The sequence below is a fragment of the Streptomyces sp. NBC_00989 genome, assembly GCF_045162655.1.
Lineage (GTDB): Bacteria > Actinomycetota > Actinomycetes > Streptomycetales > Streptomycetaceae > Streptomyces.
This window is the reverse complement of the sequence record NZ_CP108728.1, coordinates 2,538,438-2,554,214: the sequence shown is the minus strand read 5'-3', so window position 1 is coordinate 2,554,214 and position 15,777 is coordinate 2,538,438. Positions and strand designations below refer to the sequence as shown.

At 69.5% G+C, this 15,777-nt stretch carries 12 protein-coding genes; 6 read left to right on the top strand and 6 right to left on the bottom strand.

Going from position 1 to position 15,777, the window contains the following annotated elements:
• Positions 1 to 75 precede the first annotated feature (75 nt).
• Both OG714_RS11030 and OG714_RS11025 read right to left on the bottom strand, forming a co-directional pair.
• Positions 76 to 939, bottom strand: coding sequence for a helix-turn-helix domain-containing protein (locus OG714_RS11030; protein WP_406120161.1), 864 nt, complete (start codon positions 937 to 939; stop codon positions 76 to 78).
• An 85-nt stretch (positions 940 to 1,024) separates the two neighbouring features.
• A complete protein-coding gene (locus tag OG714_RS11025) occupies positions 1,025 to 1,876 on the bottom strand; it encodes a helix-turn-helix domain-containing protein (protein WP_406120160.1) in 852 nt (283 codons plus the stop codon).
• A 75-nt stretch (positions 1,877 to 1,951) separates the two neighbouring features.
• On the opposite strand from OG714_RS11025, the gene OG714_RS11020 reads away from it, so the two are divergent.
• The 3 genes from OG714_RS11020 (at position 1,952) to OG714_RS11010 (ending at position 4,185) form a co-directional block, all read left to right on the top strand.
• Positions 1,952 to 2,998, top strand: a complete 1,047-nt coding sequence (locus OG714_RS11020) for an ADP-ribosylglycohydrolase family protein (protein WP_406131781.1) — start codon at positions 1,952 to 1,954, stop codon at positions 2,996 to 2,998.
• Positions 2,999 to 3,084: 86 nt separating this feature from the next.
• A complete protein-coding gene (locus tag OG714_RS11015) occupies positions 3,085 to 3,390 on the top strand; it encodes a 4a-hydroxytetrahydrobiopterin dehydratase (RefSeq protein WP_406120159.1) in 306 nt (101 codons plus the stop codon).
• A 45-nt stretch (positions 3,391 to 3,435) separates the two neighbouring features.
• Positions 3,436 to 4,185, top strand: coding sequence for a class I SAM-dependent methyltransferase (locus OG714_RS11010; protein ID WP_406120158.1), 750 nt, complete (start codon positions 3,436 to 3,438; stop codon positions 4,183 to 4,185).
• Here OG714_RS11010 and OG714_RS11005 read toward each other — a convergent pair.
• A complete protein-coding gene (locus tag OG714_RS11005) occupies positions 4,163 to 4,630 on the bottom strand; it encodes a hypothetical protein (protein WP_406120157.1) in 468 nt (155 codons plus the stop codon). The genes OG714_RS11010 and OG714_RS11005 overlap by 23 nt on opposite strands.
• Positions 4,627 to 5,130, bottom strand: a complete 504-nt coding sequence (locus tag OG714_RS11000) for a hypothetical protein (protein WP_406120156.1) — start codon at positions 5,128 to 5,130, stop codon at positions 4,627 to 4,629. The genes OG714_RS11005 and OG714_RS11000 overlap by 4 nt, the downstream gene beginning before the upstream one ends.
• 39 nt (positions 5,131 to 5,169) lie before the next feature.
• On the opposite strand from OG714_RS11000, the gene OG714_RS10995 reads away from it, so the two are divergent.
• Both OG714_RS10995 and OG714_RS10990 read left to right on the top strand, forming a co-directional pair.
• Positions 5,170 to 6,132, top strand: a complete 963-nt coding sequence (locus OG714_RS10995) for a helix-turn-helix transcriptional regulator (RefSeq protein ID WP_406120155.1) — start codon at positions 5,170 to 5,172, stop codon at positions 6,130 to 6,132.
• Positions 6,133 to 6,171: 39 nt separating this feature from the next.
• Positions 6,172 to 8,067, top strand: a complete 1,896-nt coding sequence (locus OG714_RS10990) for a rhamnogalacturonan lyase (RefSeq protein ID WP_406120154.1) — start codon at positions 6,172 to 6,174, stop codon at positions 8,065 to 8,067.
• Between the two features lie 57 nt (positions 8,068 to 8,124).
• Here the strand turns inward: OG714_RS10990 and OG714_RS10985 are convergent, their stop codons facing one another.
• On the bottom strand, positions 8,125 to 10,797 hold the full coding sequence (locus OG714_RS10985) for a cellulose binding domain-containing protein (protein WP_406120153.1): 2,673 nt from the start codon (positions 10,795 to 10,797) through the stop codon (positions 8,125 to 8,127).
• A 247-nt stretch (positions 10,798 to 11,044) separates the two neighbouring features.
• The gene (locus OG714_RS10980; protein ID WP_406120152.1) at positions 11,045 to 13,963 is read right to left on the bottom strand and encodes a glycoside hydrolase family 48 protein; all 2,919 of its coding nucleotides are present in this window, start codon (positions 13,961 to 13,963) and stop codon (positions 11,045 to 11,047) included.
• A gap of 277 nt (positions 13,964 to 14,240) precedes the next feature.
• On the opposite strand from OG714_RS10980, the gene OG714_RS10975 reads away from it, so the two are divergent.
• On the top strand, positions 14,241 to 15,722 hold the full coding sequence (locus tag OG714_RS10975; RefSeq protein ID WP_406120151.1) for a cellulase family glycosylhydrolase: 1,482 nt from the start codon (positions 14,241 to 14,243) through the stop codon (positions 15,720 to 15,722).
• Positions 15,723 to 15,777: the final 55 nt, after the last annotated feature.

Here is a 15,777-nt window from a genome sequence, read left to right as displayed (position 1 = left end):
TCGTCTCCTCGGGAGTTCGGTCGGTGTGCCGGGAACCGTGCAGTCTGCCGGACCGTGCTGTGTGCCGGGCCGTGCTCAGAAGGTCTCGCGGTAGTCCCGCAGGATCTTCTTGGTGCGCTGTGCGGACGCGGCGTGCGCCGTCATGTGGTCGAGGACCTCCAGATGCGCGGAGACCTCCGTACGGGAGTCCAGATACAGGGCGCCGGTCAGGTACTCGGTGAACACCATGTCGGGCAGCTCCGGTTCGGCGAAACGGAACAGCGAGAAGGGGGCGTACGTCCCCGGGTGCGGGCCGTTCTCGAACTCGGCGACCTGGAGCGTGACCCGGTCGCGCTCGCCGAACTCCAGGAGTCTGTCGAGCTGTTCGCGCATGACCTCGCCGCGCATGCTCACCGGCCGGCGCAGCACGGTCTCGTCCATGATCACCCACAGGTGCGGCGGATTGTCCCGTTCCAGCAGCCCCTGCCGCGCCATCCGCAGCGACACATGCCGCTCGATGGTCTCCGGACCGGTCTGCCCGATCGTCCCGGCCTCCATCACGGCACGCGCGTAGTCCTCGGTCTGCAACAGGCCCGGCACGAAGTGCGGTTCGTAGGAACGGATCAGTCCGGCGGCGCCCTCCAGGCTCACGTACAGGCTGAACCACTCGGGCAGCACATCGTGGAACCGCTGCCACCAACCTGGCTGGTTCGCCTCCTCGGTGAGCGCGATGAACGCGTCCGTCTCCTCCTCGGACACCCCGTACGTCGTCAACAGCACCTGGACGTACGGCACTTTCAGCGCGACCTCGGCCATCTCCATCCGCCGTACGGTCGCCGGGGCCACCCGCAGGACCTGCGCGGCCTCCTCGCGCTTGATGCCGGCCGCCTCACGCAACTCCTGCAGCCTTCTGCCCAGCACCACTTGGCCCACCGTGGGCGCGGGCCGTCGTTCACTCACGCCACGCCTCCCCATACGCGCCGAAGTCTGGGGGCAGTGTGCCATGTTCCGGCCACTGTCTCAGCGGTTCGGAGGTGATCATCCGTCAGTCTCCCAGCGCGTGCAGGTACTTGGCCGTAGCCGGGTCGGCCGGGAGGAACGTCTCGATCGCCAGCTCGGACACCGTGACATCCATGGGTGTGTTGAACGTGGAGATCGAGGAGACGAAGGACAGCACCCGGCCGTCGTGCTCGATCCGCATCGGCAGCGCGAAGTACGGGACGGGCGGCGCGGGTTCGTCTCCGCCGTCTCCGGCATCTCCGGCGCCGGCCGTCCCGGGCGCCGGGTACGCGGCGACCTCCTCGTGCAGCGCCCGCAACGGCTCGGAGCGGTGCAGCGCGATCTGCCGTTCCATCTGTGCGAGGAGATGCCCGCGCCATTCACCCAGATTGCGGATGCGCGGTGCCAGGCCATCGGGGTGGAGCGTCAACCGCATGGCGTTGAGCGGGGGTTGGAGGAGCGACTCCGGTACGCCGTCCAGGAGCATGGCGATGCCCCGGTTCGCCGCGACGACGGTGTAGGTGGCGTCGACCACCAGCGCCGGAAACGGCTCGTAGCCCTGGATCAGCCGCTCCAGACCCTCGCGCAACGCGGCCAACGCCGGGTCGTCCAGCGGGGTCTCCGGATAGTGCGGGGCGTAACCGGCCGCCAGGAGAAGGGAGTTGCGTTCGCGTACGGGCACGTCCAGGTGCTCGGCGAGGCGCAGCACCATCTCCTCGCTCGGCCGGGACCGCCCCGTCTCGACGAAGCTGATGTGCCGCGCCGAGGAGTCGGCCCGCAACGCCAGCTCCAGCTGACTGACCCGCCGCCGCTCCCGCCAGGCACGCAGCAACGGGCCGACGCCCTTGCCGGCCGGGGCGTCGGCAGCGGTGTCGGTGCCGGTCGGGACAATGGTCATACGCACGACCGTAGTCGAAGGAGAGCGCACGTGAACGAGTCGAGGATCCCGTCCGGGCAGGCCGCAGGGAACTCCATGGGGGAGGCCGCGGCGATGTACCGGTCCAGAGTCCGCGGCTGCCTCCTCGGCGGCGCGGTCGGCGACGCCCTCGGTTACCCGATCGAGTTCACCTCCCTCGACCGCATCCGCGCGAGCCACGGACAGCGCGGCGTGACCGGGTACGTGTCCGGCGCCCACGGCGCGCTGGGCCTGATCAGCGACGACACCCAGATGACCCTGTTCACCGTGGAGGCGCTCATCACGGCCCACGCGCGGGAACGGGCGAAGGGGATCGGCGGCGCCTGGTCCATGCTGCTCCGGCAGGCGTACGAGCGATGGCTGGAGACCCAGTCCAAGCCCGCACCGGGCGACAGCGCCACGTCCGGTCTGATCGCCGAGCCCTGGCTGTACGCCCGCCGCGCCCCCGGCAACGCCTGCCTGTCCGGGGTCGCTCAGATGTACGCGCCCGACCCGTGGGTCGCCCTCGACGGCACCCCGGGACCCGTCAACCCCGACTCCAAGGGCTGCGGCACGGTGATGCGCTCGGCCCCCTTCGGTCTGGTCAACACGGCCGACGGGGCCTTCGCGATGGCGGCTCGCGGCGCCCAGATCACCCACGGCCACCCCACCGGCTACTACGCGGCGGGCGCCCTCGCCGCGATCGTCGCGCACCTGGTCGCCGGGGACTCCCTGGAGGGTTCGGTCCTGCGCGCGCTACGACTCCTGGAGCGCCACCCCGGCCACGAGGAGACCTCGGCCGCCCTCCGCGAGGCCCTCGACCTGGCCGCCGAGGGCTCGCCCACCGCCGAGAAGGTCGAGTCCCTCGGCGCGGGCTGGGTCGCCGAGCAGGCCCTCGCGATCGGCGTCTACAGCGCGCTGGCGGCGAGTGACGTGCGGGCCGCGCTGCTCCTCGCCGTCAACCACTCCGGCGACAGCGACTCCACCGGCTCCATCTGCGGCAACCTCCTCGGCGCCCGGTACGGCGACCACGGCCTGCCCCACAGCTGGGTCCAGCAGGTCGAGGGCCGTGCCACGATCGCCGCCCTCGCCGACGATCTCGCGGCCGAGTGCGTACGGGGCTGACCTCCGGGCACCCTTCTGACCAGGTGCGCAGCCACCCTCCTGTGGCACGCTGAAGTGGAACCCGACCCCGAGGAAGGAGTGCGGCCATGCCCGTCGCACCGCTGTCGCAGAAGGAGACCGAGGACCGCCTCGCGGAACTGCCGGGCTGGTCCGTCGACGCCGACCGCCTCACCCGCGTCTATCGCCTCGCCTCCCACTTCGCGGCCACCGCGATGGTCGTCCACATCGCGCAGGTCCAGGAGGAACTCGACCACCACTCCGACCTGACCCTCGGCTACAACACCGTCACCCTCACCGTGAACACCCACAGCGTCGGCGGCGCGATCACCGAGCTGGACTTCCAACTCGCGCGCAGGGTCGAGGACTTGGCCCCGGGACACGGCGCGAGCTGACCGGAGGCGGGGAGGAGGGGCGGGGAGAGAAGGGGACGGAAGCGCGTGCTCGACTACGACAAGGAAGCCGACGCGTACGACGCGACGCGTGGCGGTGAGCCCCGCGCCGCGGCAGCCGCCGAAGCCGTACTGGGCTGCGTGCCGCAGAACGCCCGCAGTCTCCTGGACGTGGCCTGCGGCACCGGCATCGTCACCCGCCGCCTGGCCGCGGCCCGCCCCGGTCTCCGGGTGACGGGCCTCGACGCCGCACCCGCCATGGCCCGCACGGCGGCGGCGCGGCTCCCCGGCGCGATCCTCCTCGCGGACAGCCGCCAACTCCCTTTTCCGGACCGGGTGTTCGACGCGATCACGACCGTATGGCTGCTGCACCTGGTGGACGGCCCGGAGGACGCCAGGGCGATCATCGCGGAGTGCGCGCGGGTCCTGCGACCCGGCGGCGTGTACATCACGACGGTCGACAAGGCCGCCGCCCACGACGTCGGCAGCGACATCGACGCCGTCCTCGCACCTCGTCCACGCCGCCCGGCCCAGGACGGCGGCGACCAAGTCCACGCGTACGCCGCCGAGTTCGGCCTCCGCCCGGCCGGCACGGCCCGCTTCCGGGGCCACGGTCAGGGCCGCAGCCCCCGCAGCACCACCGCGGACCTGCGCCGCGGCTGGTTCACCATGCTGCCGCCCGGCGAACCGCTCACCGAACGGTTCGCCGCCGAGCTGGAGTCACTCCCGGACCAGGAACGGCCGCGCCCGGACCCCGAGTTCACGGTCCTGGCCTTCAGGAAACCTTCGGCCGGGTGAAGTCCATCGTCCAGTTGGTCACCCAACTCGCCCCGTCGTCCACCGAGAACGCCTGCTCCCACCGCGCGCCGGTCGCGGAGACCCCCGACCACACGAACCGCACCCGCACGTCCTTCCCCTCGTGCGTGTCGTCGCCGTAGAACTCGCCCCGGCCGTCCTCGAACCGCCCGGTCACCGGCGGGAACAGCTTGCCGCTGCGGCTCGACGACCAGTTCAGGGACCACAGTCGGGTCTCCCGGTCGAAGAGCCGCAGGGTCAGGCCCTTCGAGCCGAGGTGCGGCATGTCGATCTCGTCGACGTTCGCGGCGCCGTCGAAGAGCGGCCGGCAGCGGTTGGTGCCCTCGAACTCCTCCCAGCCGCTGCCGGGTCGGAGGAAGTCGGTGAGCCGGCGGTTCGCGACCTCCCACTCGCCGTGGAAGAAGTCGAAGTCGTGCGGGCTGCTCATGAGCGGTCCCCAGTGGTTCCGGCGGGCAGGGAGTCGGCCAAGTACGCGTCGAGGTCCGGGACTTCGGGCGCGAGCAGATGCCGTACCCAGGCGTCCCGTTCGTGCAGGATCGGCGGCAGCTCCCAGACACAGCCGATCCACGGCAGGTCGGGAGTGATGAAGTGGGTCGGGTCGAGGTCCGGGCAGCCGAGCACCGGCTGGCCCGCCGACGCGCCCCGGAAGTGCAGGACGTTGTCCCACACCCAGCTGTACGCGTTCAGATAGGCGCCGTCGTCACCGCCCCGGTGCAGCACGACGAACGTGGCCGGCGGAGTGGTGTCTCCCGTCGGCCCGTCGCCGGGGCGCGGCTCGGGCAGCAGCTTCGGCAGGATCGCGTACGCCGCCCTCTCCACCTCGGGTGCGATCCCCGCGGGGTCGGCGGTGACGTGGTAGCGCTTGATGTGCCGCCCGGCCACCTCGATCGGCGGGGGCACGGTCAGCAGTTTCTCGGTGAAGGGCATGGCAGGACGCTAGGACGACTTCACTGCCATCCTGTGTCAGTGAAGTCCAGCCGACTCGTCTCGATCCTCCTGCTGCTCCAGACCCGCGGCCGGATGACCGCCGCCCAGCTCGCCGAGGCCCTGGAGGTCTCGGTCCGCACGGTCTACCGGGACGTCGAGGCGCTGAGCGCGGCGGGCGTCCCGCTGTACGGCGACGCGGGCCACGCCGGCGGCTACCGACTCCTCGACGGCTACCGCACCCGCCTGACCGGCCTCACCACGGCCGAGGCCGAGGCCCTGTTCCTCGCGGGCGCGCCGGGACCGGCCAGGGAACTGGGCCTCGGCCCGGTGCTGGCCGCCGCCCAGCTGAAGGTGCGGGCGGCCCTGCCGGCCGAACTGCGCGAGCACGCCGACCGGATCAGCGGCCGGTTCCACCTGGACGCGCCGGGCTGGTACGCGGACGCCGACGAGACACCGTTCTTGCATACAGTCGCCGACGCCGTATGGAACAACCGTGTCCTGTATGCCGTATACCGCCGCTGGCGCGAGCCGACCGACGTGGAGCGCAGGCTGGAGCCGTACGGGCTCGTGCTGAAGGCGGGCCGATGGTACGTCGTCGCCGGTCCCGGACCGCGCACCTTCCGCGTCGACCAGATCCTCGAACTCACCGCCTCCGCCGCCGACGAGGAGTTCACCCGCCCGGAGGGCTTCGACCTGGCCGCCTACTGGACGGCCCACCAACAGGACTTCCACGACCGGCTGTACCGGAGCGAGGCGGTGGTCCGGCTGGCGCCGGGGGCGACGCTCGCCCGTGCGGTCCCCGTCAACGGGCAGGCGGAGCAGGACGGTTGGACCCTGATGTCGGTACCGATCGAGTCCGTCGAGCACGCGCACGGCGAGTTCCTGCGGCTCGGCACGGACGTCGAGGTCCTGACACCGCCCGAACTACGCGACCGCATCGCGCACACGGTGGCCCAACTGGCCGAAAGGTACGGCAACTTGCTCACAGACAGCGGCGACTGAGGGTACGCAACCCGTCCGTCCTCCCAGGAGGTACGCCACGTGAGCCACCCGCACCCGCACGTACACGCCCACCCGCCCCGCCACCCCCGCAGACGAAGGGCCGCACTCTCCGCCCTCACCACCGTCGCGGCCCTGGTCCTCGCCGGACTCACCACCGGCGGGACCGCCGAAGCCGCCACCGCCCGCCAGGTCGAGGCCCTCGACCGGGGTGTCGTCAGCGTCCACACGGACAGCGGCAACCTGGTCGGCTGGCGCTGGCTCGGCACCGACCCCGACGACATCTCCTTCAACGTCTACCGCGCCGGTACGAAGGTCAACTCCGCCCCGATCACCGGCTCCACGAACTACTTCCACGCCGGCGCGCCCGCGCAGGCCGACTACACGGTCCGCGCGATCGTCGGCGGTGTGGAACAGGCCGACTCGGTCCACGCGATCCAGTTCCGCACCGGCTACAAGGACGTCCCGATCACCCCGCCCGCCGGCGGCACGACTCCCGACGGAGTCGCGTACACCTACGAGGCCAACGACGCCTCCGTGGGCGACCTAGACGGCGACGGCAGGCTCGACTTCGTCCTCAAGTGGCAGCCCACGAACGCCAAGGACAACTCCCAGTCCGGCTACACCGGCAACACGATCCTCGACGGGATCACCCTCGACGGCACCCGCCTGTGGCGCGTCGACCTGGGCCGCAACATCCGCTCCGGCGCGCACTACACCCAGTTCCAGGTGTACGACTACGACGGCGACGGCAAGGCCGAGGTCGCCATGAAGACGGCCGACGCCACGGTCGACGGAACCGGCACGGTCATCGGCAACTCGGCGGCTGACTACCGCAATTCGAGCGGCTACGTGCTGTCGGGCCCCGAGTACCTGACCATGTTCAACGGCCAGACCGGCAAGGCGATGGGCACCGTCGACTACGTCCCGGCCCGCGGCACGGTCTCCTCCTGGGGCGACTCCTACGGCAACCGCGTCGACCGATTCCTCGCCGGTACCGCCTACTTGGACGGCTCCCGCCCCTCCCTGATCATGGCGCGCGGCTACTACACCCGCACGGTGATCGCCGCCTGGGACTGGCGCGGTGGCGCCTTCACCCGCCGCTGGACCTTCGACACCAACTCCTCGACCAACACCGGAAAGGGCTACGACGCCCAGGGCAACCACCAGTTGGCGATCGCGGACGTCGACGGGGACGGCAAGGACGAGATCGTCTACGGCTCGATGGCCGTCGACGACAACGGCTCCGGCCTGTGGACCACGAAGAACGGCCACGGAGACGCCCTGCACGTAGGCGACTTGGACCCCTCCCGCCCGGGCCTGGAGGAGTTCAAGGTCGACGAGGACTCCTCGAAACCGTCCTCGTGGATGGCGGACGCGAGGACCGGCGCGGTCATCTGGTCCACGCCGGCCAACGGCGACAACGGCCGCGGTGTCTCCGGGGACATCTGGGCGGGCAGCGCGGGCGCCGAGTCCTGGTCGGCGTCGGAGAGCGGCGTCCGTAACCCGAAGGGCACGGTGGTGTCGAGCCGCAAGCCCTCCAGCACCAACTTCCTCTCCTGGTGGGACGGCGACCCGGTGCGCGAACTCCTCGACGCCACCCACATCGACAAGTACGGCACGACCGCCGACACCCGCCTCCTGACCGCCGCCGGCGTCCACTCCAACAACAGCACCAAGGCGACCCCGACCCTGTCCGGAGACATCCTCGGCGACTGGCGCGAGGAGGCCGTCTGGCCCACCACGGACAACACGGCGCTACGGATCTACTCGACCCCGTACGAGACGACGACCAGGATCACGACCCTGCTCCACGACACCCAGTACCGCACGGCCCTGGCCTGGCAGAACACCGCCTACAACCAGCCGCCCCACCCGAGCTTCCACATCGGCGACGGGATGACGACGGCGCCTCGGCCGACTGTGTACACGCCATGAGATACACGCCATGAGACAGGCGGCTGCGCGCCGGACGCGCGCAGCCGCCCTCTCCGCTCAGACGACCTTGCAGCTCTGATCTCCCACCTTGAACGCGCCCGGCTTCGTGTTCACCCCCGTCCAGCTCCCCGTGAAGCCGAAGCCCACCGAAGACCCCGCCGCCACCGTCCCGTTCCAGCTCACGTTCTTCGCCGTCACCGTCGCGCCCGACTGGGTGTAGTCGGCGTTCCACAGCTGGCCGATCTGCTGCCCGTCGGCGAAGGACCAGCCAAGTGCCCAGCCGTTCCAGGCCGTTGAGCCGGTGTTGGTCAGCTGCACGTCCGCCTGGAAGCCGCCCGTCCACTGGTTCGTGATCTTGTACGTCACCGCGCAGGCGCCCGTCGGTGTCGGATCGGTACCGCCGCCCCCGCTCCCTCCGTCTCCGGCGTCGGAGGAGTCGCCGTAGACAACCCCGCGACCGTTCGTCGACACGTACACCCGGCCGTACACCCTCGGGTCACCGGTGATCGCCGCACCCGTCCAACCCCACTGGTGGGCACCGTCGTTGATGCGGGTCCAGGTCGCGCCCTTGTCGGTCGAGCGGAAGATACCGCGCACACCGCCGATCTTCGCGCTCGCGTAGAGCGTCTGGTACGAGGCACCGGTCGCCGCCTTGCCGAAGCCGATGGTGTCGGCCTGGTCGACGTTCGCGAGCTTGGTGAAGGTGGCTCCGGCGTCCGTGGAGTGCCACAGCCCGTACGCCCCGTCGCTCGCCCCGCCCGCCAGCCAGACGTCACCCTTCGTGCCGGGCAGCGCCTTGAAGCGCACGCTGTCACCGGCGGGGAGGCCGGCCGCGGTCGACGCGGTGAAGGTCGCCCCGCCGTCCGAACTGACGTAGAAACGACCCGACTTGAAGCCGTAGAAGGTCTTCGCGTCCACCCGGTCCGCCTCGACGGTCGCGCCCGCCGGGATACCGCTGGACGCCGACCAGGACGAGCTGAAGCCCGTCGTGTACTGCACACCCGCACCCGCCGGACTCCACACGAACCGACTGCCGTCGGCCGCTGAGGCCACCGTCCCCCCACCGCTCACACCCGAAGGATCGGTCCCCGCGAACCAGTTGGCGCCGTTGTCCGTCGAGAACGCGATGTGCGGCCCCGAGTCCACATTGCCGACCCGGACCACCGTGTTCGGGTTGGTCTCCGCGAAGTCGAGGCTCGTGGTCGTCGTGAAGTTCGGCGAAGTGAACATCATCGACGGGACCTTGGCCGGATCCGTGTGCCGGAACCCGCCGATGTCGCCCAGCGCGCTGAGGAGTTGGGCCCCGCCGGACGGGGGAGCGGCGAGGTCGTTCACGGCCGTCTCCTCCAGCCCCCGCACCATCGGCTTCACGGTGAACTGGCCACCGCTGTCCCAGTTCGTCAGGTTCTCCGTGCCGTAGAGCGTCGCGCCCGTCCCGTACATCATGCGATCGGAGTCGAACGGGTCGATCTCCAGCGACTCGGTCATCCAGCCGAGTTTCGGGGCCTGTTCGGGCGGCGACGGGTTCGCGCCGAAGGTGAGCCAGGGCGAGGACGACACATCCATGGTGTAGCGGTTCGCACGGTTGGGATACGACGTGTAGTCCCACGCCTTCGTCCAGGTGCCGCCGCTGTCCGTGGAGCGGAAGATCTGCGTGTCCGGCCACCAGGAGCTGTACGCCGTCGCCATCACGGTCCCGGGATGCTGCCGGTCGACGGTCAGACCGCTGAAGCCGTAGTAGGTGTCGGCCTCCGCGACCGGACTGATGTTCGTCCACGCGCCGGTCGCCGTCGCGTACCGCCACACCTGCCCCTTGCCGCCGTCGTACGGCCCGCCCTTGTCGCTGTATGCGATGTACAGATAACCGTTGACCGCATCCAGTACACCCTTGTGGGCCAGATAACCGGTGGGCTGCCCGGCCACCCGGCTCCAGGTCGCGCCCGCGTCCGTCGACCGGTACACGGCGTTGGCCTGGTCGGCGACACCGACGTAGATCGTTCTGGTCGCGTTGCCGGCGGTACCCGTCGACTCGTCGAAGGTGACCCACACGATGCCCTGGTTGTCGCTGGCGTAGCCGCTCGTGTCGGTCGGATCCTGCACGTAGTTGCCGACGTTGGGGAAGTTCGTCACCTGCGACCAGGTGACCCCGGAGTCCGTGGACCGCCACAACCCCTTCCCACTCGGCGCACCGAGATAGAGCACGCTGTCCTTGTTGGGATCGACGGCCAGCCGTTCACCCATACCGCGCCCCGGCATGTTCCCGCCGAGCTTGAACGGCAGATCGGTCTTCTGCCAACTCCCGCCCCGGTCGGCCGACCTGAGCACGGCACCGTTCGTCGGATCCCAACTGTTCGTGTACGTACCGACAGCCGCGTACACCTTGTCCGGATCGACCGAGTCGGACGCGAGACTCACCACCCCGGTGTGCCCCCACTCGTCCCACCCGACCGAGTCCAGCAACGGCGTCCAGGTCTTCGTCGCCTCCTGCCAGCGATAGGCCCCGCCGATGTCGGTACGGGCGTAGGCGAGGTTCTTCTCGCTCCGGTTGAAGACGACGCCGGGCACGAACCCGCCGCCGTCGATCCGGGCGTTGTGCCATGTGTACGTGTCGGCCGCGAGAGCCACTTTCGGCACGTTCGCGTCCGCGTCCGCGGCAAGGGCGGACGGACTGCCCGCCAACAGACCTGCGGCGAGGGCGAGTACGGCCGTGAGAATACGAGTTCTTCGCACGAGGGGTCCTCTCGTGAAGAGGGGTTGAAGACACGAGCGCCGGGCGACCCCCAGTGCGGGTGGGGGCCGCCCGGCCGGTGGGCCCCGCCGTCAGGTGGCGGGACCACGCACGCGGAACTCAGAGGCACTCTCCGGGAGACGGGCAGGTCCAACACCCCTGTTTTCAGGGGCGCGGGGAACTGCGCGACCAGCCACAACGGACCGGCACTGTTCCGAACCGCCCAACCCGCGGAGCGCCTCGCGGGGGCTATTCGAGAAGCTCCGCGTACGACCCCATGGCCAAGGCGACATCCGCCTGAGCCCAGAACCGGTGATACGTGAAGACGGGCGCGGCCCCACCCGCCAGATAGCTCTGGATCTTCGACCACGCCGGGTCGTTCTTGTAGAAGGACCGCAACGAGGCGAACGTGGAAGCGGAGTTGACCGCGTCCCCGTTCGGCATCGTCCCGCTCCACCCACTGGGCACGTACACACTGTCGTCGAACCGGTTGTAGTCCGCGCGGGTCTCCGGAACGGCGACACCCAGGCTGTCCTGGTAGTTGCCCCACATCCCGTCCAACAGCGCCTTCGCCGTCGTCTTCGCCGCCGAGTTACCGGACTTCGCGGCGTAGTACGTCAGCGTCTTGGCATACGCGGCGGCCACCCCCACGTCATTCGTGTAGTCCGCGACGGTGACATGAAGTCCCGTGTTCGCACCGGGACTTGACGCGTTCCACGTGTCCGGCTGCCCCGACCACTGCAACGTCGAGGGAATCAGATACGTGCCGTCCGGATTGATCGTGGTCTTGGACAACGCCCACGCCACCCACTTGTCGAGGACCGCCTTCGCGCTCGCGTTCCCCGTCTGCTGGTAGTACTCGGCCACCCGCTCCATCGACCACGCCTGGAAGCCGAACCACTGGTTGGACGGCGGGTCGTGGTAGACGGGCTGCTGGTCGTAGTACATGCCGTAGAACGTCGACGTCCCGGCCGGCGGACTCGCGTACCGCCCCTGCCAACTGTTCGTCGCCCCACCGGCGATGGCGCCCTCGCTCGACTGGAGCCAGCGGTAGAACTCCAGCTGCCGCGACAGCGAGGTACCCCAATCCGCCGCGCCCGTAGTGGACTTGGGCTTCAGATCGGCGTACGAACTCAACGCGTAGGCGGCCAACGGGTTTTGGTAGCCCCCGTGCACATGGCTGGACCCGATGCGCCACGCCCAGCCCGCGCTGGTGTCGTTCGCGCCGCCCCACGCGTAGTACCAGGACAGCAGATAGTCCGAGGCGTCCTTGCCGGTCCCGGCAGGGCACGTGGACGGTCCGACGCAGTTGCCGATTTTCTTGAAGTACTTGTCGTACATGGCGTAGCGCAGATAGTCGCCCATCTTCGCGGCCTTGCCGACGGTCGTGGAGACGTCGGTGCCCTTGCCCTGTTCCTTGGCCCACACGTCGGCCCAGTACGCGGCCTGCACGGCCCGCGCGTCGGCGTCGGGGGCGTCGGTGTACTTCCACTGCTTGGCGTACGAGGAGTCACCGGTGAAGAGGTCCAGGTAGCCGTTCGTGCCGCCGTACTTGAAGGCGTCACAGGTCGGCTGCGGCACCGTCTCCCACACGGACTCCTGCGGTCCGCGCTGGAAGGTGTTGATGTACGAAGGCCCGCTCGCCGTCGGCCCCGCCTCGCACCCGCCGCCCGGCGTGTCGCCGTAGCCGTAGGTGTTGTCGACGTCCTCCAGCCAGTGCATACCGTAGACATCGTCCGTACCGTACGCGGTCTTCAGTTCACCGGCGATCGGATCCGATCCCACCGGCACCGAGGGGTCGAGCTTCGCCGGATACTCGTTCGGGGTGTCCTGTTCGGGCGCGTAGGTCGCCGGCTTCGAGGCGTTGTAGAAGGAGTTGGTCGGCTGGTCGGCGTGGGTCGGGATCATGTACTTCTCCATGAGAGCCCAGGCGCCGTTGAACTTCGACCAGTCGCCCGTCACCTTGCCGTACATCGCCTGTAGCCACAGCAGATAGCTGTACGCCTCCGACGTCGTCTCGTGCCCCTGGTCCGGCGCCTCGACGATCAGGGTCTCCACCGAGTGGTAGGGGACGCCCTGGGGCGAGAAGTAGCCGTTCGCCGGGTTGGTGATCTTGCCGTAGAGGTCGAGGAAGCGGGCGTCGTACGTGTTCGCCGCAGCCAGCTCCGTCACGGTGACCGTCGCCTTGGTGAAGCCCGTCGCCGTCGACTCGAAGGGCGCCGAACCGGTGCCGGACGCGTCGGCCGTGAGGGTCACCGTCTGCGCGGTGTTCCAGTTCGACGGCGTGAACGTGAGCGACGCGCCGCCGGTGACCGACAGCCCGGTGTTGCCGCTCGCGCGAGCCGTCGTGACGGTCACGTTCGACGACGGCTGCGAGGACAGCGACACCGCGTACGTGCCCGACTTCCCTTGCTGGACGCCCAGTTGGGTCGGCGAGGCCACCACCGCGGGTCCCGACGCGACGGTGATGCCGACCGGCGTGGACTCGCCGGACGCGCCCAGGCTGTCGTAGGCCTTCGCCACCAGCGAGTGACTGCCCACGGTCAACCCGGAGGTCGAAAGAGAGTACGGCGAGCTCGTGTCCGTGCCGAGCAGCGTGGTGTCGTCATAGAACTCGACCTTGCTGATCGTCGCGTTGTCGGCCGCCGCCGCGGTCGCCGCGAGCGGGACCGCGGCCCCCTGCGTGTAGATCGCGCCCGCGCTCGGGCTGGTCAGCACGGTGATCGGCGGCTGGTGCGCGCCGGCGCAGGTGGTGCCGTTGATGGCGAACGAGGTGGGCGCGGTGTTGGTGCCGCTGTAGCTGAACTGCGCGCCGGTCGAGACGGCCGCGCCCGCGGCGATCGTCCCGTTGTACGACGCGTTCGTCACCGAGACCGTGCCGCCGGACTGGGACCAGGTACCGTTCCAGCCGTTGCTGAGCTTCTGGTTGCCCGCGTAGCCGTACGTCAGGGTCCAGCCGCTGATCGCGTCCGTACCGCGGTTGGTGAGGGTCAGATCCGCGGTGAAGCCGGAGCCCCAGTCGTTGGTCTTGTAGTCCACGCTGCACTGAACTGTCGCCGCCTGAGCGGGAGTTGTGCCGGTCGCGAGCATCGAGACCGGAAGAGCGAGGGCCGCCACGACAGCGGTCCAGAGCCTCCGCGTCACGCGGCGTCTCCTTCTGGGGTGCATGTGCTGGTTCCTCCTTGCGGCTCGGAGAAGTGGGGGCGGAGCAGCAACAAGCCTTGAACCAGTGGGAGCGCTCCCATCGTGGGGACGGGGGTGGGAGCCGTCAAGATGCTTACGGAGTCGAAAAGATTCGACAGTCGTGGGTTGAGGGAAAGTCAGCGAAAGTCTGTGACTCCCCTGTCCTTTACCGTCACTTGGCGCTACCTTCCTGGACACCAGTGGGAGCGAATCCGTCAGTCGACGCGTCCGTACGACGCGTCCGAGCTGCAAGGACTCGCTCATGCGACACCCCCCGCGTTCAATGCTTTTAGCCGTGGCCGGTGCGACCACCCTTGTCGGGGCCATGGTCGTACCGGTGGTCACGGCGTCCGGCGCCACTCCCGCGTGCACGGTGGAGTACTCGGTCACCAGCCAGTGGGACACCGGCTTCCAGGGTGCAGTGCAGATCACCAACAACATGGCACCGGTGAGCAGTTGGAGCCTGAGCTTCGACTTCGCCGGCGGCCAGAAGGTCACCCAGGGCTGGAACGCCAAGTGGTCCCAGTCCGCCACGACGGTCACCGCGACCAACGAGAGCTGGAACGGCTCGCTCGGCACCGGCGCGAGCGTCAGTGCCGGGTTCCTCGCCAACTGGTCGGGGAGCAACGCCGTACCGTCCGCGTTCAAGCTCAACGGGACGACCTGCAACGTCGATTCGGAGCCGACACCACCGACCTCGCCGCCTCCGACCTCACCACCGCCGAGCGGCACCGCACCCGCGCTGCACGTCTCCGGGAACAAGCTCGTGGACGCCGCCGGCACCAACCGCCGTCTGCTCGGCGTCAACCGGTCCGGCGGCGAGTTCATGTGCGTGCAGGGCTACGGCATCTGGGACGGCCCGGCGGACGACGCGGCCGTCGCGGCGATCGCCGACTGGAAGGCGAACGTGGTCCGCATTCCGCTCAACGAGGAGTGCTGGCTGGGCCTTTCCAACATCAAGCCCGAGTACGCGGGCGCCAACTACATCGCCGCCGTCAAGGACCTGGTGGCGAAGGTCGAGGCGCACGGCATGACACCGATCGTCGAACTGCACTGGACCTACGGCCAGTACACCGGCAACTCGGCGGGCTGCTCCGACGTGCACGCCACCTGCCAGAAGCCGATGCCGGACGCGCAGTACACCCCGTCGTTCTGGTCCTCGGTCGCCAGCACCTTCAAGGGTGACCAGGCCGTCGCGTTCGACCTGTTCAACGAGCCCTACCCGGACCGCGCCACCTCCACGACCACCCAGGCGTGGCAGTGCTGGCGGGACGGCGGCACCTGCCCCGGCATCGGGTACGAAGTCGCCGGTATGCAGGATCTCGTCGACGCCGTACGGTCCACCGGCGCCACGAACGTCATCATGGCCGGCGGGCTCGCGTACTCGAACGACCTGAGCCAGTGGCTGACCTACCGGCCCGCCGACCCGACGGGCAATCTCGTCGCCGCGTACCACGTGTACAACTTCAACACCTGCGCGACCGAGAGCTGCTGGAACTCCACACTCGCCCCCGTCGCGGCCCAAGTGCCGCTGGTGGCAGGGGAGATCGGCGAGAACACCTGCTCGCACGCCTTCGTCGACCAGGTCATGAAGTGGTTCGACGACCGCGGGCTCTCGTATCTCGGCTGGACCTGGAACACCTGGGACTGTTCCTCGGGTCCGTCCCTGATCTCCGCCTACGACGGCACACCCACGGCGTACGGCATCGGGCTGCGCGACCATCTGCGCGCCCTCAACGGATAGGCGCCCCCGCACACCGAACAGCGCACACCGCAGCACCCGCAACCAACTTCCTTCA